The sequence below is a fragment of the Pseudanabaena sp. PCC 9330 genome, from assembly GCF_055795045.1.
This window is the reverse complement of record NZ_JAYFES010000089.1, coordinates 1-22137: the sequence shown is the minus strand read 5'-3', so window position 1 is coordinate 22137 and position 22137 is coordinate 1. Positions and strand designations below refer to the sequence as shown.

19 protein-coding genes and 1 riboswitch are annotated in these 22137 nt (G+C 58.9%); of the genes, 12 read left to right on the top strand and 7 right to left on the bottom strand.

Annotated elements, in window-relative coordinates; all coding sequences use genetic code 11:
- Positions 1 to 109: 109 nt before the first annotated feature.
- The 5 genes from AC0QKW_RS08715 to AC0QKW_RS08695 all read right to left on the bottom strand — a co-directional run bounded on the left by AC0QKW_RS08715 (position 110) and on the right by AC0QKW_RS08695 (position 5727).
- Positions 110 to 1867 carry an ABC transporter ATP-binding protein gene (locus AC0QKW_RS08715; RefSeq protein ID WP_473150672.1) on the bottom strand — a complete coding sequence of 586 codons (1758 nt, stop codon included), beginning with the start codon at positions 1865 to 1867 and terminating at the stop codon, positions 110 to 112.
- A gap of 83 nt (positions 1868 to 1950) precedes the next feature.
- A complete protein-coding gene (gene lepB / locus AC0QKW_RS08710) occupies positions 1951 to 2991 on the bottom strand; it encodes a signal peptidase I (protein WP_473150671.1) in 1041 nt (346 codons plus the stop codon).
- Positions 2992 to 3098: 107 nt separating this feature from the next.
- Positions 3099 to 3887, bottom strand: a complete 789-nt coding sequence (locus tag AC0QKW_RS08705) for a type 1 glutamine amidotransferase (RefSeq protein ID WP_473150670.1) — start codon at positions 3885 to 3887, stop codon at positions 3099 to 3101.
- 76 nt (positions 3888 to 3963) lie between these two features.
- Positions 3964 to 5280 carry a MurT ligase domain-containing protein gene (locus AC0QKW_RS08700; protein WP_473150669.1) on the bottom strand — a complete coding sequence of 439 codons (1317 nt, stop codon included), beginning with the start codon at positions 5278 to 5280 and terminating at the stop codon, positions 3964 to 3966.
- Between the two features lie 240 nt (positions 5281 to 5520).
- Entirely contained in the window at positions 5521 to 5727 is a 207-nt protein-coding gene (locus AC0QKW_RS08695; RefSeq protein ID WP_473150668.1) for an acetyltransferase, read from the bottom strand.
- Between the two features lie 155 nt (positions 5728 to 5882).
- Between AC0QKW_RS08695 and AC0QKW_RS08690 the strand changes: the two genes are divergently transcribed.
- From AC0QKW_RS08690 to AC0QKW_RS08650, 9 genes are all read left to right on the top strand, one after another.
- A complete protein-coding gene (locus AC0QKW_RS08690) occupies positions 5883 to 6695 on the top strand; it encodes a cobalt-precorrin-6A reductase (RefSeq protein ID WP_473150667.1) in 813 nt (270 codons plus the stop codon).
- A 315-nt stretch (positions 6696 to 7010) separates the two neighbouring features.
- The gene (locus tag AC0QKW_RS08685; protein ID WP_473150666.1) at positions 7011 to 8465 is read left to right on the top strand and encodes a PP2C family protein-serine/threonine phosphatase; all 1455 of its coding nucleotides are present in this window, start codon (positions 7011 to 7013) and stop codon (positions 8463 to 8465) included.
- A gap of 145 nt (positions 8466 to 8610) precedes the next feature.
- On the top strand, positions 8611 to 9210 hold the full coding sequence (locus tag AC0QKW_RS08680; RefSeq protein WP_473150665.1) for a DUF2808 domain-containing protein: 600 nt from the start codon (positions 8611 to 8613) through the stop codon (positions 9208 to 9210).
- Between the two features lie 56 nt (positions 9211 to 9266).
- Positions 9267 to 9869 carry a 2'-5' RNA ligase family protein gene (locus AC0QKW_RS08675; RefSeq protein WP_473150664.1) on the top strand — a complete coding sequence of 201 codons (603 nt, stop codon included), beginning with the start codon at positions 9267 to 9269 and terminating at the stop codon, positions 9867 to 9869.
- A 106-nt stretch (positions 9870 to 9975) separates the two neighbouring features.
- Positions 9976 to 10050, top strand: a riboswitch (Glutamine riboswitch).
- Positions 10051 to 10092: 42 nt separating this feature from the next.
- Positions 10093 to 10539 carry a glutamine synthetase inactivation factor IF7A gene (gene gifA, locus AC0QKW_RS08670; protein WP_473150663.1) on the top strand — a complete coding sequence of 149 codons (447 nt, stop codon included), beginning with the start codon at positions 10093 to 10095 and terminating at the stop codon, positions 10537 to 10539.
- A gap of 462 nt (positions 10540 to 11001) precedes the next feature.
- Positions 11002 to 11628: a DUF3859 domain-containing protein gene (locus tag AC0QKW_RS08665; RefSeq protein WP_473150662.1), complete on the top strand. Its 627-nt coding sequence runs from the start codon at positions 11002 to 11004 to the stop codon at positions 11626 to 11628.
- A 6-nt stretch (positions 11629 to 11634) separates the two neighbouring features.
- Positions 11635 to 13362 (top strand): asparagine synthetase B family protein, encoded by a 1728-nt coding sequence (locus tag AC0QKW_RS08660; protein ID WP_473150661.1) that lies wholly within the window; start codon positions 11635 to 11637, stop codon positions 13360 to 13362.
- A 29-nt stretch (positions 13363 to 13391) separates the two neighbouring features.
- A complete protein-coding gene (locus AC0QKW_RS08655) occupies positions 13392 to 14618 on the top strand; it encodes a diaminopimelate decarboxylase family protein (RefSeq protein WP_473150660.1) in 1227 nt (408 codons plus the stop codon).
- 24 nt (positions 14619 to 14642) lie between these two features.
- Complete coding sequence (locus AC0QKW_RS08650) at positions 14643 to 15761, top strand: toprim domain-containing protein (RefSeq protein WP_473150659.1); 1119 nt, start codon at positions 14643 to 14645, stop codon at positions 15759 to 15761.
- A 132-nt stretch (positions 15762 to 15893) separates the two neighbouring features.
- On the opposite strand, the gene AC0QKW_RS08645 is transcribed toward AC0QKW_RS08650, so the two are convergent.
- Entirely contained in the window at positions 15894 to 17615 is a 1722-nt protein-coding gene (locus AC0QKW_RS08645) for an asparagine synthetase B family protein (RefSeq protein WP_473150658.1), read from the bottom strand.
- 272 nt (positions 17616 to 17887) lie between these two features.
- Complete coding sequence (gene pdxR, locus AC0QKW_RS08640) at positions 17888 to 19351, bottom strand: MocR-like pyridoxine biosynthesis transcription factor PdxR (protein WP_473150657.1); 1464 nt, start codon at positions 19349 to 19351, stop codon at positions 17888 to 17890.
- A gap of 127 nt (positions 19352 to 19478) precedes the next feature.
- Between pdxR and AC0QKW_RS08635 the strand changes: the two genes are divergently transcribed.
- From AC0QKW_RS08635 to AC0QKW_RS08625, 3 genes are all read left to right on the top strand, one after another.
- Positions 19479 to 19973 carry a GNAT family N-acetyltransferase gene (locus tag AC0QKW_RS08635; protein WP_473150656.1) on the top strand — a complete coding sequence of 165 codons (495 nt, stop codon included), beginning with the start codon at positions 19479 to 19481 and terminating at the stop codon, positions 19971 to 19973.
- Complete coding sequence (locus AC0QKW_RS08630; RefSeq protein WP_473150655.1) at positions 19970 to 20581, top strand: transglutaminase-like domain-containing protein; 612 nt, start codon at positions 19970 to 19972, stop codon at positions 20579 to 20581. Before AC0QKW_RS08635 ends, AC0QKW_RS08630 begins: the two co-directional genes overlap by 4 nt.
- A 108-nt stretch (positions 20582 to 20689) precedes the next feature.
- A complete protein-coding gene (locus AC0QKW_RS08625; protein ID WP_473150654.1) occupies positions 20690 to 21346 on the top strand; it encodes a pyridoxamine 5'-phosphate oxidase family protein in 657 nt (218 codons plus the stop codon).
- Positions 21347 to 22137: the final 791 nt, after the last annotated feature.

Genomic DNA, 22137 nt, shown 5'->3' with positions numbered 1-22137 from the left:
CGATGGGTTCCTTTTCAAGGTGCCCTGGGGGAGTGGTGTGACACGTGATACCGAAATAATTCTTCGTACTGAGGCGAGTGAGAACTCAGCCACTCTCGCTTAGCCCCATTCAGTCGTTGCCCAATTGCAGACTGTAGAGGTTGGCGTAGATGCCCGCTCGGGCCATAAGCTCGCTGTGGGTGCCCTGCTCGACAATTTCTCCCTGCTGAATGACCAGCACCTGGTCAGCCTGGGTGACAGTGCTGAGGCGATGGGCGATGACAAAGCTGGTGCGATCGCGCAGCAGACGGGCGATCGCATCTTGCACTAGCCCCTCAGTGCGCGTATCAATGCTGCTGGTGGCTTCGTCGAGCAGCAAAATGCGCGGGTCGATCAACACCGCTCGGGCAATGCTCACCAGCTGTCGCTGCCCCTGACTCAGGGGGGCACCCCGCTCGCCCAGACGAGTGCTATAGCCCTGGGGCAGCGAGGTAATCAGGTCGTGCACATTAGCTGCCTGGGCCGCCGCCTCGATGTCGGCCTGGTTGGCGGCGGGGGCACCAAAGGCAATATTCTCAGCCACGGTGCCGCTAAAGAGCAAATTGTCTTGCAGCACAATACCAATCTGGCGACGCAGGCTGGCCTGGGTCACCCGGCGCACGTCAAGGCCATCGATGGTGACCGCCCCCGCCGACACGTCATAAAACCGCATGATCAGGTTGATGATGGTGCTTTTGCCCGCCCCCGTCGGCCCCACCAGGGCGATCATCTGCCCCGGCTGAGCCGACAGATTGACCCCCTTGAGCACCCGCTGCTGGGGGCTATAGCCAAACTCGACCGCCTCAAAGCGCACCTCTCCCTCGATGGGCGGCATCTCCGTGGCATTGGGCGCGTCTTGCAGGGTCGCCGGCTCATCGAGCAGCAAAAAAATGCGGTCTAACCCCGCCAGCGCCGACTGCGCCTGGGTATAAAACTGACTGAGAATCTGAATGGGCCGAAAGAACTGCTGCACATAGAGCACAAAGGCCGTCACCGTGCCCACGGTCATCACCCCGGTTACCGCCAAATATCCGCCGTAGGCCATCACCCCGGCAGTGGCCAGGGTATTGAGAAAGTCGATGGAGGGCAAAAAGGCCGCCGTCACCGCCACCGCCTGCACGTTGGCTTTGCGGTTAGCCGCGTTGAGGCTGTCAAATTCTTCGATGTTGATCTGGGTGCGGTTAAAGGCCTGGGCCTCTTTGACGCTGCCGATGTCTTCTTCTAGCTTGGCCGACAGGTCGCCAATGGTCTGCCGCGTCACCCGAAACCGCCCCCTGGCCCAGCGGGAGAAAAACCCGGTGGTAAAGATCATCAGCGGCACTACTAGATTGCTCAGCAGCCCCAGCTGGAGGTTGATCGAGAGCATGGCAATGATAATGCCCACCAGGCTGAAGGTCTGCCCCAGCACCTGGGGAATGGTCAGACCAAAGGCCTGGTTTACCGTGTTGACATCGTTGAGCAGGCGGCTCATCAGATCGCCTGCCTCACTGCGGTCAAAAAAGCTCACCGGCAGGCTCTGCACCTTGTCAAAAATATCTTGACGCAGCTGCCCCAGCAGCTTCTGCACAATGCTGCCCATGCGCGAGATCTGCTCTCGAATCGCCCAGACGCCAACAAAATAAATGATGACTAGGGTCAGCAGTATCCCGACCAACCCCCGCAGGTTGCCGGTCAAAATGAGATTGTCGATCGCCCAGCCGATCAGCAGCGGCCCGATCGCCTGGGTGGTTGCCCCGATCGCCACCATAGACAGGGCCAGCGGCAGCTCTTGGCGATAGGGGCCAAAGTAGCGCAAAAACCGCTCGAGGGTCGAGAGCTTGGTGTGGGAGTCTGCCGGAGCCAGGGTCATGGATGATAAATAGTTAACTATCCAATTGTTTGATCGAGAGAGCGGGGCCGACTCTGCAAAAGTGGGATGCGCCCACGGGGCAGCTACCTCTGGATCACTAATGGCTGTACCCGGTGGGGGGGCCAGTAGATTTTGTAGGCATTGCCCAATATGTGGGGTCTCGGTAAAAAACCCCAAACGTGGGAGTCACGACTTTGATTGCGATTGTCGCCGAGCACAAAGAGATGATCGGGAGGCACGATTGCTGGCCCCCATCGGTAAAGCATAGGCTCTTTGAGAAAGGACTCGCTGAGGGGGCGGTTGTCAATCCACACTTGGCCGTCGCGGACTTCGACCCGCTGGCCGGGAAGGGCGACAACTCGTTTGACCATGAGGTTAATCGGGTCGCCCGCCTGCTCTAGGGGCGTACGCTCGGGGTTTGAGAAGACGATGACCTCGCCGGTGGTCGGCGCATAGGTGGGAGGCTGGCGGCGGACAAACATGCGATCGCCCACCTCTAGGGTCGGCAGCATCGACTCACTGGGCACAATACACTGCACCACCTTTTGGGGCACCACAAACGGGATCGCACTCACAGCGAAGCGCGTGAGAATGACCAGCGCCAGCAGCGCGGCTAAAGCCCCCCACTGGCGACGACGAGCTGGGGCAGCCCGGTAGGCCAATCCGCAGGCGATCGCCCAGATCAAGGGGGGAATGGGCAGCAGAGCGGGGTTGAAGTTGACCAAGTAAGCCGCCGTAACCCCCAGCAGCAACAGCACCCCCCCAACAGCGGCTTTTTGTAAAAACAGATGCCCCAAACCCGGCAGCACCTGGGAGAGAAACACCGGATACCAGGGATCTTGAGATTGATACCGCAGGGGGCTGAACTCGTCGAGGGTGACCCCCCGTTTGGCGGCATGGTGGCTATCCCACAGGCTCAACAGATATAGAGTGATCAAAGGGATCAAGGTGAGCAGCCCCCGCAGGGTGTTGCCGTTAGGGGCAAAGATCGACCAGAGGACGAAGAAGATGAGGCCCCAGAAGGCGATCGCGATTACCAGACCACGGGCGATCGCGCCATCGTACATCTGCCCCAGCCCCGGCAGCACCGCCGACAGATTGACCGCCAGCCAAGGACTTTTCATCTCTGGCCTACCTACCCAGACCTTGGCACTTGCCTTGACCATTGGGAACAATCCCCTGCTTTTAAGACTTCACAGATTAAATCTCGACGGGTTAAATCTCAATGGGGCTAGCCACCGTAGCGCTGCACCACGTAGCTGTGGGCCGCTAGCTCTTCGGTGTCGGTCAAAACGGGCAGAGTGGCTTGGGGATGCTGGCGACGCAGGGCCAGGCCGATCAGGTAGTCGGCAAAGTGAGGATTTTTGGGCAGTAGCGACCCATGCATGTAGCTGCCAAAGACATTTTTGTAGCGCGCCCCTTCGTACTCGGCACTGGCGTTGTTACCAAAGCCCACCATAGTTTTGGCCAGGGGGGCAACGCCGTCACCCAGGTAGGTTTGGCCCGAATGATTTTCAAACCCCACCAGAGTGCGGGGCAGGTCGCGGGGGGTGGCGTATAGGGTCTGCATGTCGGCGTAGGTGGCGGGGGCAACTTCTACGATCAAGTTGCCGATGCACCGCTGTTTGACGTCGGTGCCCGGTGCCCGGGTGTCGACGTTGATAATGCCCAAACCGCGCGTCTCTTCGCCATTGCCCATGAGAAAGGTGTTGCCCATCAGCTGGTAGCCACCACACACCCCTAAGAAAGGTACCCCGGCCTCGGTGTCAGCGCGAATGGCGTCGTATTTGAGCTGGTGAAAATCTTCAACCACGGCTACCTGGTCAGTGTCTTGGCCGCCGCCCATAAAGTAGAGATCGGTCTGACCCGCCTGGGCCACTTCGCCCATGGTCAACACTTTCACGGTGCAGTCGATTCCCATCCACTGGCAGCGACGGCGCAGCACAATCAGATTGCCGGTGTCACCGTAGAGGTTGAGGTGGTCGGGGTAAAGGTGAGTAATGGTGATGGCGTAGGGCATGGGGGTGAGGATGGGGATGGCTCTATAAGTAAGGTGGGCACTGCCCACCCTTGTCTATGGCTCCTGGGGGGGGACCTTAGACTAAATCTAGGGTTTTGCCCATGAGCTTGCGAAATTCGAGCATGGCGGTGTAGGTGGGTAGCACAAAGACGGTGTCGCCAGGATTAGCGTTTGCAAACGATAAGTCAATCGCTTGACGGATTGATTCTACGGTTGGAATTGGGCTTGGGGGCACGTCAAGGGCGTACTTGAGCCGCACGGCCATGTCTTTAGCGCGAATGCCGGTGCAGACAATCCAGTCGATATCGGCCTGGTTGAGCCGCTCCAGCTCGCTATCCCACAGCCAGGAGACGTCTTTGCTATCGGCAGTGTTGTCGTTGATGGCGAGAATGAGCTTGAGGCGGGGAATATTGCGCAGCAGCTCTAGGCTGAGGCTAAAGCTGGCAGGGTTTTTCACCAGCAGTAGGCGGTAGTTGACTAGCTTGTCGCCCTGGTGCCGGGTGAGAATTTCGCCTCGGCCAAAGGCGGGTTTGAAGGTTTGCAGACCCGCGATCGCAGTCGGCCCATCGATACCGAGCAAAAGGGCGATCGCGATCGCCGTCAGCCCGTTATACACATGAAAAAACCCTGGCGACACCGTCTTGGCCTGGGGCAGATTGACCGCTTGGCGATTGATGAGCCCCTGCACCGCAAAATCGGTGGTCAAGTCTGGGTTGATGCGAATATGGGTCGCCTCTAGCCCCTGACTATCGGGCAAGCGGCTATTGACCTTGCCCTCGTAGGGTAGAAATTTGGCGTACTCAGGGGCTAGAGATAGGTAATAGGTGGCGTTGCCCAAGCCCTGGGTCAGGCGAGAGGTGCGAGGATCGTCACCGTTAACCACTACCGCAGCAGTGGGGCACTGGGCAATGCCGTCGCGAATCAGCTTTTCGGTGCGATCGATCTCGCCGTAGGCGTCTAGCTGATCGCGATAGAGGTTGGTAACGGCGATGATGTCGGGTTTGAGCAATGTCGCGATGCGGGGCAGAGTCGCTTCTTCTACTTCTAAAACGGCGTGGGTGAAGTTGAGCCGTCCGAAGGGGTTGCTCTGCTTCAGCAGTTCTGACAAAATGCCCTGGCTGAGATTAGCCCCAGCCTTGTTGCGCAGTACCTTAGCCTGAGGCACCTGATCGAGCACAGCGCTGAGCATCGTTTGGCTGGTGGTTTTGCCGTTGGTGCCGGTAATGGCCACCACGGTAGGAATCTGGCTGACCAGCGACCCCAGCACAAAGGGAAAGTAACGGCCCACTAAGTAGCCCGGCAGAGCCGTACCCGAGCCTCTGCCAGACATCTGCAAGACCAAAGTCAGCAGCTTTGCGAACGCCACAATGGGGATCAGCAGCAGTTGTTTCATAGCAGGGTGGCTCTACCCAACAGCAGGACTCCGCAAAGCGTACCAGAGTCTTGGGTCTATAGCGTAGAGGGTAGTTAAAGCGCCTGCCGATGGGCCAATGCCTAAGGAGATTTCCACTAAAGTAAATATCCTGCCAACGAGTCGTTCTACCGTAGGGGCAAACGGTTGTTTGCCTAATGCAGGGGCGTTCTTTTCGAGAAATGGCCTTAGTTAACCTCTCCGCTGTCTGCTGGGCTAGCTCTACTGCTGGTAGTTAGGGTCAACCCAGCACTGGGGCAAGGGCTCTCCCGAAGGAAAGATCAGCTGAGCTTTGGGATAGTGCTCAGCGGGCTGCTCTTCTTCGCCAGCCTGCTGTCGTCCTAATACGGTGGGCTGCACTGGGTTGAATAGGTCGCTGGGGTCACTCACCTTAATTAGAGTTTGACTTTGGCTATCTTTAACAAACATGGTGCAATTTCTCCCTAAACCTCATCCAACCGCAAACGTGAAGCACCAGCTATGGAAGACTGTAGATTCTGAAGCTGGTCTTATCTGAGCTGGATTTGTATACGTCAACTAGCCTACGAAACCATGTAGGGGGCAGCGTCTGCCTGGGGAGTGAAATGGAGCAGGATGGGACAGTGCTTTGGCTGATTGGCGGTACCGGGGAGGCCGTGACCCTGGCCCACGGGCTGGTAGCGGTGGGCATACCCTGTCTGGTGACCGTGACGACAGCAACAGCAAGGCAAGCCTATGACGAAACCCCTCACCTCAGGGTGCAGGTGGGTGGGCTAGAGGCGGCAACGCTGGCCAATTTTATCCGGGCCGAGCGAGTTGGGGCGGTGCTAGATGCGTCCCATCCCTTTGCGGTGGAGATATCGAGGGGGGCGATCGCCGCAGCCCAAGCCCTGGGTCTGCCCTACTGGCGCTACGAGCGACCGGCTGTAGCACCAAGGGAACCCCAGGATAGTGAGAGCCCCTGCATCCGTAGGGTCAACGACTTAGACCAGGTGCTAACGGCAGACTGTCTGACGGGTCAGCGAGTGTTGCTCACCCTGGGCTATCGGTGGCTGCACCAGTTTGCCCCCTGGCAGTCGCAGGCCACCCTGTTTGCCCGAATTTTGCCCTCAACCGTAGCCCTAGAGGCGGCTTTGGCCGCAGGGTTTACCCCCGATCGCCTGATTGCGCTGCGGCCACCCATCGGCGCAGAGCTGGAAGCCGCACTTTGGCGGCAGTGGCGTATTGGTAGCGTGATTACCAAGGCCTCTGGAGCCCCCGGCGGTGAAGATGTCAAACGGGCGATCGCCCAGCGTCTGGGCGTATCTCTCTACATTCTCGATCGCCCTTCCCTTGACTACCCGGCAGTGCACCACAGCCAGGAGACGATAGTGGTAGCCTGTCGCCAGTGGTGGCAGGGCCAGAGGGGAAACCGATGACCGATCGCCAGGGCCAAAACGGTGAGGCTAAGACAAAAAACGACCGCTGCCTGGAGGTGACAGCTGGGCACAGAAAATGCTGTCCTTGGCCTCCAGTTTATGCGCTACTATGGGCTATCGCTTAGGGGTAAGGGCGATCTACAGGCGGGCACACGAGGTGAGCAAAAGCCGCTGTATGCGGTCAAAAATAAGAGTTTCTCGGGCTATAGCCGAAAGAGCTGCGCCAAATTTTGATTTAGCCCCTATATTTAGTTGGTCGTTTCGCCGACTGAGTTTTTTAACTCCTGTCTTCGAAAGTTTTTGCACAGGTCGTCCATGACAGCTGTTCCTATGCCACCTGGGTCATCACCATCTTTTGAGAGCGCTGGCGGTACCCCCCTGCCAGATACGCCGCCTGTGTTTGCCCTCAAGGAGTTGGTGGCACGGCTACAGCGTGAGCAGTACAAAATTCAAGATTTACTCAGCTCCCTGGGGTTTGCCCTACGCAGCCTCAACAATCTGAACCAGTTTCTAGAGCTGATCCCGATGATTGCCAGCCGGGTGACCGACGCCAGCGGTGGTGCCCTAGTGCTGTTTCGCGCCGATGGGCAGGTGCGCCTAGAGCGGCTGCACTGCCAGAGCGAAGACCAGTGCCAAGATGTGCGATCGGCCCTGGAGGCAGCTACTCGCCAGGTGACCGCCAGCTTTCAGGCGGCCCCTGAGAGCAGCATGATGTCGATGGCGCGCAACGCCATGCTGGCCCTCGATCGCCAGGTGAACCGCTACCTGGGCGACGACTTTCAGCTGTTTGGCACCGCCATCATCGTGCAGAATGTGGAGCGGGGTCGGCTCTACGTGTTTAGCCGCGACCCCGACTACGCCTGGACTGAGACCCGCCAGAAGCTGGTGCGGCTGGTGGCCGATCAGACCTCGGTGGCCATTGAGAACAACGAGCTGACCGCTGCCCTACGCAAAAAAGAACGCCTCGATCGCGAGCTGGAAATCGGGGCTGAAATTCAGCTGCAACTGCTGCCTCGAGAGTGCCCTGCGATCCAGGGTATGGATCTGGCGGCGCGGTGTAAAACAGCCCATCGAGTGGGCGGCGACTACTACGACTTTATCCCCACCACCTTCGACCAACTGCGCTACACCGACACTCAGCAGACGGCATCGGCCCCCTGGAGCTTTGCCATTGGCGATGTCATGGGTAAGGGCGTGCCTGCCGGGCTGATCATGACCATGATGCGGGGCATGCTGCGTACAGAGGTGCTCAACGGCCACTCTCCGGCGCGCATTTTGCAAGACTTAAACTTTGTCATGCACAGCGATCTAGAAAGCTCTAATCGCTTTGTGACGCTGTTCTACGCAGAGTACAACCCCAAAACCCGCCGCTTGGCCTACGGCAACGCTGCCCACAACCCGCCGCTGCTCTGGCAGGCAGCGACCAACACGATCGTTCGCCTCGATACCCCCGGCATGCTGCTGGGGCTCGATATGAACACCCAGTACTGCGAGGCCGAGGTCGAGCTTCAGCCCGGCGATACGGTGGTGTTTTACACCGATGGCTTTACAGAGGCGGCCAACCCTCGGGGCGATCGCTTTGAAGAAGAAAACCTGGAGCGCGCCCTCCAGTGGGCCTGCCGCAATTTCACCCTGGCCGAAGAGATTTTAGACTACACCTTTGATCTGCTCAATCGCTTCATTGGCAGCGATCGCAGCAACGACGACGATATGACCCTAGTGGTGATGCGAGTGAAGCCCGACTTGCAGCTGACTCTGTTTGACAACTAAGGGCTGGGTAGCCACCAGGGGCTGGTAACAATCGTTGGCGACCAGGCCGCACCGGCAAAAGTTAGCGCTAGACTTGAGCTAAAACCAGAGCAACAGCTAGGCTTTGCCCACCGCTTCTGTGGGTTAGCCCACCTGAGGTATAGCCATGTTTACTTCCTTTACCTGGCCCCAGATCAACCGGCGGGCAACGGCGATCGCTACCACCAGTCTGTTAGCCTTCTGCCCAGTAACACAGAGCCTGTCGCCCGGCGCTGCACTTGCCATTCAGTACAGCGATGGTACCGTTGGGTTTTCCTATCCCCTACGGCTAACCGAGAGCTTTGCCACCCGCAACCTGGTCTATGACAGTAGTGTGACCTACTATCTGACCTTCGAGTTTCCGGCGGCGGCGGCAGAACCCCTCGATCGCATTGTTATCAGCCTAGACCAGGGGTTTGACCCGCTGTTCAGATTTCGTCCAGAGCATACCGAGGCCTTTGTCAACACCCCCGATGGCCGACTCTCGCTGCCCCTAGGAGAGATCACCCAAGACCGCGAAGCCAGTACCTTGACCGTTGCCTTTGACCCACCGGCTGTCCCTGGTGTGCCCATTACCCTGGCGCTACGGCCCCAGCGCAATCCTCGGTTTGCCGGGGTGTATCTGTTTGGGGCGACGGCCTACCCGGTGGGTGAAGCCGTCAGGCCGACCTTCATGGGCTACGCCCGCCTGACTTTTTACGATCGAGACAGCTATCGCTGGCCCTAGAAAATGAGGCATTTTAGATAGGCGATGCCAAAATCCACAAAGGCCCACGCCTCCCAATGACGCCTCCATCCTCATCCCTAGCTCGTTTTTTTGTAGCGCTGCTGCCACCTCAGGCCGTACAGGATGAGATTACGGCGATCAAGCAGGAGATTTGGCAGCGATTTGGCAGCCAAGGTGCCCTCAACGCGCCACCCCACATTACCCTTCAGCCACCCTTCTACTGGCCCAAAGAACGGGTGAGTGAGCTAGAGCAGGCGCTGGCTCACTTTGGTCGGGGGCGATCGCCAGTGCCAGTGCAGCTAAAAAACTTTAGTGCCTTTGCCCCCCGCGTCATCTATGTGGATGTGGTGCAGACCGAGGCCTTGATGGCTCTTCAGTCTGAGTTAATCGCCCATTTAGAAACCACCTGTGGCATCGTCGCTGCGATCGCTAAACATCGGCCTCAGTTTATACCCCATGCCACCGTGGGCTTTAGAGACCTGACCCCAGAGGCGTTTCATGCCGCCTGGGCAGAGTTTAGCGATCGCTCTTTTGCCGCCGAGTTTGTGGTGCCGCAGGTCACGCTGTTGCAATACGACGACCAGAGCCAGGATCGCTCCCCTGAAGAGCCAGGGCGGCAAAGATGGCAAATTTTCTCCGAACATTTGCTTAACACCTGAAACCCTTGCCACCAAAGCCTACCGAATTGTATAGAAGCGTATACAGAACAGCTATTTCCTTGACATCACCTAAAACCGTATCTTAATATACAGAAGTAATCAGAAATTCGTTCATCTCACTCTCCCATTAGGCTCGGAGCGAGACGGAAGTAGGGGTTAACAGCCCCCGAAGGAACGCGCCCCAATGTTCTGATCAAACCCTTGATCTTTTGGAGGCGAACCTATGAAACTCACTTATCGCGGCGTCAGCTACGACTACAATCCCCCCGCTGTGCAAACCAGTACCACCGACGAGGTGGGCAAGTTCCGGGGCGTTGACATCCGGTTTCGGACCGTTAAGAAGTCGATGGTGCAGCAGCCCACTTTAGACTTGGTCTATCGCGGTGCACCTTACCAAACTGGCACCCCTGAAGTGGCAGCGGTGACCCCTGTGGCTCTGCCCGTGGCCCCTGTGGCAGCAACCGCTGCCCTCAGCACTGAAGATAGAGCCCGTCTGAGTATGATGAATCGTCATCGCTCAGTAAAACAGCGTCAGCAATCGATGCTGGCCCGTTTGGCAACTGAAGCCGGTCTGCCCGCTGAGGCAGCCCACTACTGGAACCACATCCAGGGCAAAGTGCACCCCAGCTTCTGGGCTACCTATAGTCGCGGCGGCGCTTCTGCCAGCTAAGCCTTTGGGTTTAATCTCAGCTAAGCGATGGCCGTGGCAGTCTAGGCTGCCACGGCCATCGCTTAAGGGCTGTAAAAAATCAGATCCTGAAACGGGTTTCATTTAGAGATTCCCGAAGAATGAAGAATAACGACAGACCATACGCTGGCGGGGATAGCAATCTGCCAGCGTATGGTCTGTCGTTTTCAGTTGCAGACTCGGTAGTCATTGGCCCCACCCGCATTCCAGAAAATCAGACCTGGGCAGCGCCTCTAACCACCAGGCCCAAGACGATGATCCTCCAGGTGGCCGCTTGAGTAATGACGGGGGTTGAGTAATTACGCCTTAAAGCTTTTGCCGCTCCGGTTGGGCGCATTCCCTGACTAGATGAAGAAATACCTGAGCGTTGGCCGAGTTGATTCAAAGACGATAGCCTTAGACACGAGTAAATACGCGATCGCACCCTCTAACCCCATTTTTTCTATGGATAGGCGATTGACTGATGCCCAATTGCAGCGCCTGGTGGCCGAGGTGCAGCGGCTCTCCGATCGCCACCAATCGGAGCTAGACGCCGCCGAGGTGCAGGATATTTTGCGGCAGCTCAACCTGTCGCCCGAGTTTTTAGACGATGCCCTGGTGCAGCTCAAGCGCCAGGATGTCCTGGTGGTGCAGCAGAGGCGCAGGCGCTGGCTGATGGCAGGGGTGGCAGGAGCGGTGGCGCTGGGTCTAGCCAGCTGGCTGTGGCTGGGGACTCAGCAGCAGCAGCAGCTGGCTCAGGTGGTGGCCCAGGGCGATCGCATCACGTTAAGCCAAGACGATGGCGGCAGTCTCAGCCGCGTCTCACCCCAGGCGGGCGGCAGCGAGCTGGTCTATCGGTTAACCCTGGCCGATGCCCCGGTGGGTGAGCAGCTCGCCCTCTCCTGTAGCTGGAGTGACCCCAGCGGCCAGGTGGTGCACCAAAATCAATACCGCACCAAGACCATCACGACCCCGGTGTGGCCCACCTACTGCCGCTACACCGTTGGCCCCGAGTCACCCAAGGGAGACTGGACGGTGGCGGCCTTTGTGGGCGATCGCCAGCTCAGCGATGCCACCTTTACCGTGGACTAGGGATCTATGGGACGGGATGCGATCGCAGCGTTAGCAACCCAGTCCCAAGGTGGCCTCGGCTACTGGGGCTACGGCGATGAAGATTCCCTAGGCCAAAGCCTGAGCGATCTGGTGGCCCAAACGCAGCTGAGCGACTGGCAGCGTCCAGCCTTCAATGGGGATTGCCGGATTGCCCTCTCGGCCTCTGGGATAGATATTGATGCCTGGGTCACGGTGACCCCAAATCGCCTCACCCTGGGGCGCGATGCCTTTGGCCGCATGTCCCTCTACTGGATGCAGCAGGATCAGTTAATCTGGTTTGCCTCGCGGCTGCAATGGCTACTGCCCCTGGTGCGTTCCCAGGGGAAATATCCCCACCCGGCGGCGCTCTACGGCTACAGCTGCTTCTCCTACGTACCAACCCCGTTCACTCCAGTGCAAGAGGTAATGGCGCTGCCTGCGGGCATTGAGCAAACTTGGGAGGTCGACGGCGCGGGTCAGTTACGTTCTCCTACCCGCCACAGCCTGGTGAACTGGCGAGAAAGCCCAACCCAGCTGGAGGATGAGGCGGCGGCGATCGCCCAACTCCAGATGCTGCTAAAAACCGCCGTGGAACGCCAGATTAGCGATCTGGGAGATGAACCCGTCGGGGTGCTGCTGTCAGGCGGGCTAGATTCCTCCATAGTGGCGGCGCTGCTGGTGAAGGCGGGGGTGCGGGTGCGGGCCTATACCCTCGATTTTGGGCTTGACTCTGGCGAAAGCGGTCTACCGGAATGGCCCTACGCTGAGCAGGTGGCTCAATTTCTAGGAATTCCGCTGGTCAAGGTAGAGGCGACGCCCCGCCGCATTCGCCAGGCATTGTCAGCCACGGCGCGGGCGCTGGATCTGCCTTTTGGCGATGGGGTAACGGTGCCGCTGTATCTGCTCAACCAGGCGGCCAGCCAGGAGGTAGGGATGATTTTCAACGGCGAGGGGGGCGACCAGCTATTTGCCGGATGGACGAATAAGCCTCTGATTGCCGCCAGTCTCTACCAGGCCAACCATCCCGACGGCATCGAACCCTTTGCCCTGCAGTACCTCCGCACCTTCCATCGGCTGTGGGGCTGTGAGGCCCAAGTGTTTCAGCCTGCGGTGCTGGGCGAAATTCAGGCGCTGAATCCTCAGGACTGGCTATACCCCGCCCTCGACCCAACGGCGGCCCAGGGACTACTGCATCGGCTACGGCGGGCCACGCTGATGCTGAAGGGGGCACAGAATATTCACCCTCGGGCGACCAATTTGGCGCTGGCCCAGGGTTTGAGGGTGCGATCGCCCTTTTGCGACCCCGACCTGGCCCAATGGAGCTTTGGCCTCGCCGGTACCCTGTGCCTTCAGGGGGCCTGCGAAAAATACATTCTCAAGCGAGCGGTAGAGCCCTGGCTGCCTGCCGACATTGTGTGGCGGCCCAAGCGCGGCATGGGCGTGCCCTTAACCTCTTGGTGTTTGAATGAATGGTGGCGCGATTTGGGCCAATGGCTCAATCCTGGGATAGTGGCTGCCGAGGGCTGCTGGCAGCCGGATCTAGCCCTGCGCACAGCCCTGGGCGATCTCAGCGGCACTATTCAAGGGCGGCGCATTGGCGAAATTCTGTGGCTATTGGTGATGTGGCAGCAGTGGCGATCGCAGGTGCTAGGCCAACCCCTAGAAAATCCGCTGGGGCCACACCCGTTTTGGTTGCCCCCCCAAGTTTGGAGATACCGCAAGCGATGGCTCTAATCACCCAACCCAGCTCCCCAGTCACCCCCATGCCAGGAGCATTTCAACCCGCAGCGGCGTTGGCAACAGAACTTTTGCAGGTCTATGGGTCACCGCTGTACGTCTATGACGGCGATCGCCTCCAGCAGACCCTGCGCCACATTGCCCAGGCCATTCCCTACCGCCGCACCCGCTTTCACTTTGCTACCGTCACCAACGGCAGCGTTGCCCTGCTGCAAATCGTTCGCGATGCGGGCTGGGGGCTGCACGCCAACACCCCCGGCGATATTTATCTGGGTTTGCAGGCCGGGTTTGAATCGGAGTCGATCGTCTACAGCGGCAGCAACCTCAGCGGCGACGACATGGCTCAGGTGTTGGCCTGGGGCATTGCCACCCTTAACCTGGACAGTCTGGCCCAGCTTGAGCAACTCTGCGACCTGTATCAAACCCTGCCTAGCGCCAACCGGCCTCCATTCTTGCGCCTGGGGCTGCGCCTCAACGACCCTGCTCTCACGGGCGACAGCCGCATTGGGGTCAGACCCGAGGAGTTTGCTGCGGCCCAAGCTCTCGTCGCCGGGGCCAATGAATCCATCGGTTGTGAAGCAATCAAGCTCTGTGGGCTGCACTTTTATCGGGGCACGGGCACCAATGCCACCCAGGCTTTTACCCAGGTGATTGACCGGGTGCTAGAGCTGGGGCAGCACCTCCCCGACTGGGCCTATCTCGATTTTGGCGGCGGATTTGGCCACCCCTACCGCCACGGGGGCAACGCATTTGATTGGTCTGAGTTTGGGGAAGCCATCACCGCGAGGCTGAATCAGCTGTCGCACCCAATAGACCTGGTAATCGAGCCGGGGCGGGCGGCGATCGCCGCATGTGCCGCCCTATTGACCACGGTAGTCTCGGTGAAATGGCAGGGCGACAGGCAAATCGTTGGGGTCGATACCACCGTGGCCAACCTGTCGGTGCCCTCTGTCCACGGCGGCTACCGCGAGATTGTGGCCCTAGAACCCAGCCCAGATCCCCAGACCTACACCACCGATGTGTGCGGCAACACCACCTATTCTCGCGACTACCTGGGGCGCAACTGTCAGCTGCCGCAGCTGGCCCCCGGCGACACCCTGGCCATTTTGGATGTGGGGGCCTACGGCTACGCCATGGCGTCTCACTTTTTGCACCGCCCACGCCCGGCGGAAGTCCTTTTGAGGTCGGGAGAGCACCGGCTGATTCGCCAGCGAGAGAGTTACCAGGTGCTCCTTCAAAATCAAGTTTTTTAGCTGCCAGCAGGGAAGGAAACGACCATGAAATGCGTTCAATGCACCGCCGAGAACAATCTCAAAGACCGTACCGCTAACCAGGGGCGCTGCAAAAACTGCAACCATCCCTTTGCCTTTGAACCCACTACCATGGATATCAAAATTCGCTTCACGGATGGGTTCTTTGCCAAGGCTCTGGCCGATATTTCGGCCAACGACACGCTATATTTCAGCCCCAAACAATTGCTCTATCTCTTAGAAAAGCGGCTGGGTCGTAAGGCCGCTGTCGCTGAGCGGACTTCTAGAATAATATTTGGCATTGTCCTGGTTGCGTTTGGCTTTTTTACCGCTGTCTTTGGTGTTGGCCTGGTCATAATCCCCATTGGTCTGTGGCTGATCATTTCTGGTCTACGTCGATTGGTGCGGCGATCTGAGCCGCATCGGAAGATCGTTCTGACCGACACCATGGTGGATACCTGGCTCCAGCAGTGGCAGCGATTTAATGCAGCCCCGGCCAAGCTGCTACTACCCCCCAGCGCCTCGGCATCCCTAGCCCCTGCCGCTGAGGATGTAGCGGCCTACAGCTTTGACCGGGTGCTGGTGTGCGACAGCGTGGCGATCGCCCAGCTTCTCATCGCCAACAACATTCACTTTGAGCACAACTGCGCGGTGCTCAGCATTAGCGGCTACCCCCAATCTATCTTTGCCACCACCATGGCCATGCTGCGCCGCAACCCAGACCTCCAGGTGCTGGCGCTGCACAACTGTAGCCCCCAAGGCATGGCGCTGATTCACGAACTGCGCACCAGCTCCAACTGGTTTGCCGAGAATACGCCGATGATTTTTGACCTGGGCCTGCTACCCCGACAGATTGAAGCGGCCCGACAGCAGGCCTACATTCAGGTTTCGCCCGACTCGGCCCAGGCCGCCCAGGGCCTGTCGACCGAGGTGCGTCAGCCCCTGTCAGAGACCGAGCTACAGTGGCTGGAGGCAGGATATTTTGTCGAGCTAGAATCGTTCACCCCGCAAAAGCTGATACAAATTGTCGGTCGCGGCATTGCCCGACTGCGCGACCTGGGCGAAAACATTGACGACAATTTGATTTTGGTGGGCGATGGCGTCAGCAGCGGCACCTTCATCTACGCCTCCGACAATTTTGGTTGACCAACGCGAGTTCTGAATAAGACAAGCTCTTGGAAAGGCAGGCCTGCTGTCCCCTCCTGGGAGGGGTGGGGGTGGGTCAACCTGAGGCCAAACAATGAGTTTTGTGGCTGTAGCCAGGCTTGCATAAGATTGTCAGCGGTTGACTTGCAGCCAAATTTCTAGGCTGACCAGCAGCCACAGCTTGACCCCGTAGCGTCGCCAGGGGTCGCCCCGATAGTTTAGCCATTGCTGAATTAACGACTGGTTGAGGTAGGGGGCGATCGCCGCCCGCCGACTCAGCAATAATTCTCTCGCCGCCCGCTGCCACTCACGCTGAAACCCGGCCTGCACGGGCACCATCATGCCGCTCTTGGGGCGCTTGAGAATCGTCTCAGGCAGCAGATCGGCCACCGCCTGTTTCAGCACCGCCTTTTCCTCCACCCCCGACAGCTTGTACTGGGGGGGAATGGCCATGCTCAGCTCGACAATGCGCGGGTCAAACAGGGGCGATCGCCCTTCCACTCCGGCGGCACGGGTGAGGTTGTTGACCTTGGTCAAAATCTGGTCGGCCCCCTTAAATTTGATGTTCAGCGCCATCAGCCGGTTCAAGTAGCTAGCTGAACTGTGCAGATCCTCGGTAAAGCAGTAGGGCTCGTGCTGCACCAACTCCCAGAGATCGGGCTTCAGCAGCTGGGGCAGGTCAGCAGCGCACTTGCGAAAGGCCAGCAAATACGCTTGCAGTGAATCCTGTGGGCTGATCGAGCCGTAGAGCTGGTTGATCAGCATGGGCTGGTTTTTGGGGCCGCCAAAGCAGGGGTCGCCCCCTTCGCCGTTGAGCACGACCTTAACCTGCTGCCGCGCCAGTCGCCCCAGCAGCAGGTTCGGCACCGTCAACGGATCGCCGATCGGGTCGTCGAGCCAGGCCATGGCTGCCGGCAGTTGCTCCCACATCTGGCGGAGGGGAATTTCGAGAATGTGGTGCTCGGTGCCGCAGTGCTGAGCCACTTGGCTAGAAAAGTCCAGCTCATTGGGATAGCCTGCGCCAAAGTGAATGGAGTAGGTGTGGACGGGGTGAGCGTGAAATTTGGCGGCTAGGGCGGTGACAGCGCTGGAGTCGAGCCCGCCCGAGAGCAAGACGCCCACCGGAGCGTCTGGCAGCGAGTCTTGGACGACCTGATCGAGGAGCGATCGCAGCCGTTCCCCGTGCCATTCCAGAGATTCTCCCTTGCCCTCAGCCTCCAGCCGTTCCGCCAACTGCCAGTAGGGCTGGCTGTCATCCCCAGGCCAGGCGAGCCGGGTGCCGGGGCGCAGCTCGCGCACATCTTGCCAGAGGGTGCGATCGCCCGGCACAAAGGCGCAGCACAGGTAATCGCGCAGGGCGATCGGGTCTAGCTGGTTAGATCGGTAGGCGGCGAGCGATCGCAGATCTCCCGCCGCCCACCGGGTTGCGCCCTGGGTGGTGTAATACAGCGTTCTCGCCCCCACCGGGTCGCGCCCCAGCCATAGCACCTGCCGCTCTCGATCCCATACCGCCAGGCTAAAGGCACCCACCAGTTTGGGCAAGGTTTCGACCTGCCATCGTTCCCAGGCGGCGGCCACCAGCTGTATATCTGACTGGAGTAACGGATTCTCTAAGGCGAGGTCGGTGAGCAGCGATCGCCGCTCCGACAGCCAAATGTCTCCCACGACGGCATAACGGCAGGAAGGGCTGAGCGCAAACTGACTCTCAGCCAAACGGCCAGCTCCTACGGCGATCGCCAATGGCCCTTCCTGCCAAACGGCTTCCTGCAGTGTGGCCTCCGGCCCCCAGCCCACCCGCCAGAGGGTAGAAACTGGCAACGCATAGCTAATAGGGGAGTGAGAAAACCGGAGCATAAAGCCTTTCCAGGAGGTCAGGTAAGGGAAACGCCCACCCGCTTTTCGTTAATCACAGCATTTTTGTAGAGTCTCCGCCAGGGGCACTGGCCCTAAAACAGCTATCCATTGTCTTAGGCGTGTTGCCTAAGCATCGCGAATCAAAAGCATTGCTGATTCGGCATCAACGTTAATATTCTGTCCAGTTGTTAGATAAACAATCTGCTCTGGCCAGTCCCTATTGCATGTCAGAGCTAGGTAATGGGCGGGCAATTGGGCGGTCAGAGCCCTCATTATTGCGGCTTGGCACAGATAGTGGCCAGCTTTTCAATACCCGTGGCGATCGCATCTTCATTCAGCTCCGTAAAGCTAAAGATGAATTCATGGCCGGGGCTATTTCCCAAGTACTGAGGAGCCGCTGAAATCAGCCCAACGCCCGCCTGCTCGGCCCGATCGATCAGCTCGGCATCGGGCATCTTGGTCTGGAACCGCACCATCATGTGCAGTCCGGCGTTTTCGCCTAGGATCGTAGCGCGAGTACCAAACTGAGTCTGCAATGCTGTCACTAGGGCCTGCCGCCGCTGGTCGTAGAGCGATCGCATTCGCCGAATGTGGCGCTCCAGATGCCCCTCCGCGATAAAATCCGCCAGCACCGCCTGCTCTAGGGTCGGCACCTGGCGATCGGCCAGCCACTTGGCCCGGCTGAAGATCGGCACCAGGGCCGAGGGCAGCACCATGTAGCCAATTCGCAGCGACGGAAACAGCATCTTCGAGAACGTGCCCAGGTAGATCACCGACTGCCCACTGCCCAACCCCTGCAACGCCGGAATCGGTCGCCCCCCATAGCGATATTCACTGTCGTAGTCGTCTTCGAGAATTAGAGCACCCTGCAGCTGCGCCCAGGCCAGCAGCGCCAGCCGACGCGGCAGCGACAGCACCGCCCCGGTGGGAAACTGGTGCGACGGCGTGACGTAGACCAGCCGAATTGGGCCAGTTGCCTCTGCCAGAATGTCCACACCCAAACCCTCCCCATCCACCGGAATGGGATGCAGGTTGGCCCCCTGGCTGGCGAAAATGCGGCGGGCGCTGAGGTAGCTGGGTTCTTCGAGGGCCACGGTGTCGCCGAGAGAAACCAGGATCTGGGTGGCCAGGCTAAGGGCCTGCTGGGTGCCGTTGGTGATCAAGATCTGGTCGGCGTGGCACTGCACGGCGCGGGCCTGGGTGAGGTAGGTGGCGATCGCACTCCGCAGCGACTCGTAACCCATGGGGTCGGTGGCATAGTCGAGCCAGTCTGCCCGCCGACAGTGGCGCGACAGCAGCTGCCGCCAAATCCCTAGGGGCACCTGGTCGAGGGCGGGGCGACCATAGCGAAAACTGATCGGGGTGTTGGGTTCCGGGCTTGGCCCGGCCGCAACCTCCGCTAGGCGTTGACCGTAGGCCGAGAGCACCAGGGGCCGAGGCGATTCAGATAGAACTGGTTCGTTTCCAGGCGCATGGAGCAGGGTTTCGGGCAGTTGGTCACCCACGTAGGTGCCGGAGCCAACTACCGTTTGCAGATAGCCCTCACTGATCAACTGCTCGTAGCTCTGGGTGACGGTGGCCCGAGCCACCCCCAGGCTCTGGGCCAGAGCGCGAGTGGAGGGCAGTCGCTGGCGTGGGGCAAGCTGGCCCGTGAGAATTTTTTGGCGCAGGGCGGCGTAGATCTGCTGGTAGCAGGGCACCGGGCTATGGGGGTCGAGCAGCAGGGTGAAGTCCATAGGGCCAAAGTGGACTGGTAGGTTACGTCAAAATTGGCTCTTGTGGGTTGCCAATCTGATGCCTATGCTAGGCGAACAGTCGCAATTACAGTTATTTCTCCTGACCAAATAGCTGAATGAATGCCCCATGGAGACACCCGCTAACGTCAACTTTCGAGCCGCCACCCCCCAAGAAGACGGTGTCATTGCCGATCACTTCTACCGCATGTGGCGCGATCTGGGCGTGGCCGATGCGGTAATTCAGCCCCAGTGGCCCACCCTTTGCACCGAGTTCATTACCCACGCCCGTCAGCACCTGCACTATCAGGCTTTTGTGGCGGAGGTGGAGGGGGCCATTGTCGGCTCTGCGGGCGGGCAGCGGTTCGCCGGGCTGTATCCCTGGATTATCGACCTCAGTCATCGCCAGTATGGCTACATCTGGGGCGTCTATGTAGAGCCTGACTATCGCCATCGGGGCATCGCTACCCGGCTGACCCAGCTTGTGGTGGAGCATTTGCGCGGCATCGGTTGCACCAAAGTGGTGTTGAATGCCGCCCCTAAAGCCCGCCCAATCTACCAGCGCCTGGGCTTTGGCGATAGCAATCTGATGGAACTTGATCTAACCGTAACCAAACTCCCATGACGCTTCCCCTCACTCCAGAATCTAACCACTTGGCAGACTACCTCGCCCCCTCAGCGGTAATTGACTGGCAACATCCGACCATTCTGTCCCTAGCGAAAACGCTAACCCAGGGCATTGATTCTATCCCGGAGCAAATCAGGGTGGTGTATGAGTGGGTGCGCGATCGCATCTCCCACACCTACGACATTGGCAAGCCTCGCGTCACCTGCACCGCCTCCGAAGTGCTGCACCAGGGCCACGGCTTCTGCTTTGCCAAGGCCCACCTGCTGGCGGCGCTGCTGCGCAGTTGCGGCATTCCCACTGGCTTTTGCTACCAGCGCCTGGTATTCGACGATGCCCAGCCCGACCACTTCACCCTGCACGGCCTCAATGCGGTTTACCTACCAGAGCTAAACCACTGGGTGCGCCTAGATACCCGAGGCAATAAACCCGGCGTACAGGCAGAGTTTTGCACCATCCGCGAACAACTCGCCTTCCCCATTCGCCCCCACCTTGGCGAAATCGACTATCCCAATCTCTTCCCCCAACCCCTTCCCAAAATCATCACCGCCTTGCAAACCCACCCCACCGCCCAATCTCTGATCGCCCGCCTCCCCGATACCCTCTAACCCTCCCCCAGATCTCCGACTTCACCCCCAATTCAAAATTCAAAGCTCAAAATTCAGAACTTCCCAACCTCCCCAACTTCCCTACCTCCTACCAAGCAACCTATCCCCATGACCTACCCCACCGCACCCACCCACCGCACCCAAGTCAAGCGCCTGCCTCAGCGAGCCAGCTACGATGCCCAGCAGGTCTACGACATTCTCGATGAAGCGCTGGTTTGCCACCTGGGCTTTGTGGTCGAAGGGCAACCCTTTGTGATCCCCACCGCCTATGGCCGATTAGAGGATAAGCTCTACATCCACGGTTCCCCCGCCAGCCGGATGCTGCGCACCCTCGATCAGGGAGTGGAGGTGTGCCTAACGGTGACACTGCTGGATGGGCTGGTGCTGGCACGATCGGCCTTTCACCACTCGATGAACTACCGCTCAGTGGTGCTGTTTGGCACCGCCACTCGGGTGGATGACCCGACTGAAAAGCTGACAGCGCTAAAGGCGTTTACCGACCATGTGGTGCCAGGGCGCTGGGCAGAGGTGCGCCCCCCCAACCACCAGGAGCTGGCCGGAACCCTGGTGCTAGCCCTGCCGATCGCCGAAGCCTCGGCCAAGGTACGCACTGGCCCCCCGATGGATGCGCCGGAGGATTATGCTCTGCCCGTGTGGGCAGGGGAGATCCCGCTGCGACTGACGGCGGCGGCTCCGGTAGCAGATGAGCGGTGTTTGCCGCAGCTTGAGGTGCCGGGGTATGCAGCGGCCTATCAGCGGGGTTAGGCAAGGTTAATGGATGGGCTTGGCCGCCAATTCATCGACTCAAAATAGTCGGGAAAGCTGACGAGGTTGGGTGGCCCTGTGGTTTGGGTGAGCAGGTGATGGTGCCGTTGGGGTAGGCAGGTCGGTGGGCAGCAGCGACAGGGGTCTACATATCCACTAGACTCGGTCTTGCAGTTGCAGAACTTCTACGCTGCCCATAGCTCCGGCTCAGACTACAGACAAACTGACTCGACAAAACAGAAGCTCAGGAAATTTGGGACGAAAGATGGTATTAATTGACAAATCTTCATTCCATGAATTCTGCCTCAATGCTTCGATAACACTCGTTCACCTGTTGAGGAGATCGAAGATGATAGACTCGCTTAGTTTCTTTAGCTTTACTCACATAGTCTCGGTACTTTGGAGTAAGTTTCTGATGGCATAGCCAAACGGTATAGTAGCTGTTGAATGTGCCCTTCAGGAGAGGACTATTCTCTGGCCAATTTTCGGGTGGAACAAGGAAACCTCTCAGGAATCGCTTTGTCACCCACCAATAATGCAGAGAAACGGGCATATCCAGATAGATCAAGGTGTCTGCTATTTCTAGCCGTTCCCATACCGTATCCAATGATCCATAGCCATCAATGATCGACTGATCTTGCTGAAGAATCTGATCATGAGCTGCTTTATACTCATCATAGGAAACTTCGCCACCACCCAGGGTAAGCGCAAGAAAACTATCGAGACATTGTGCTAGGTTGCGAGCCCTGCAGCAAGGACAGTGAGCATGTAGTCAGGACTCATTGAGGCTC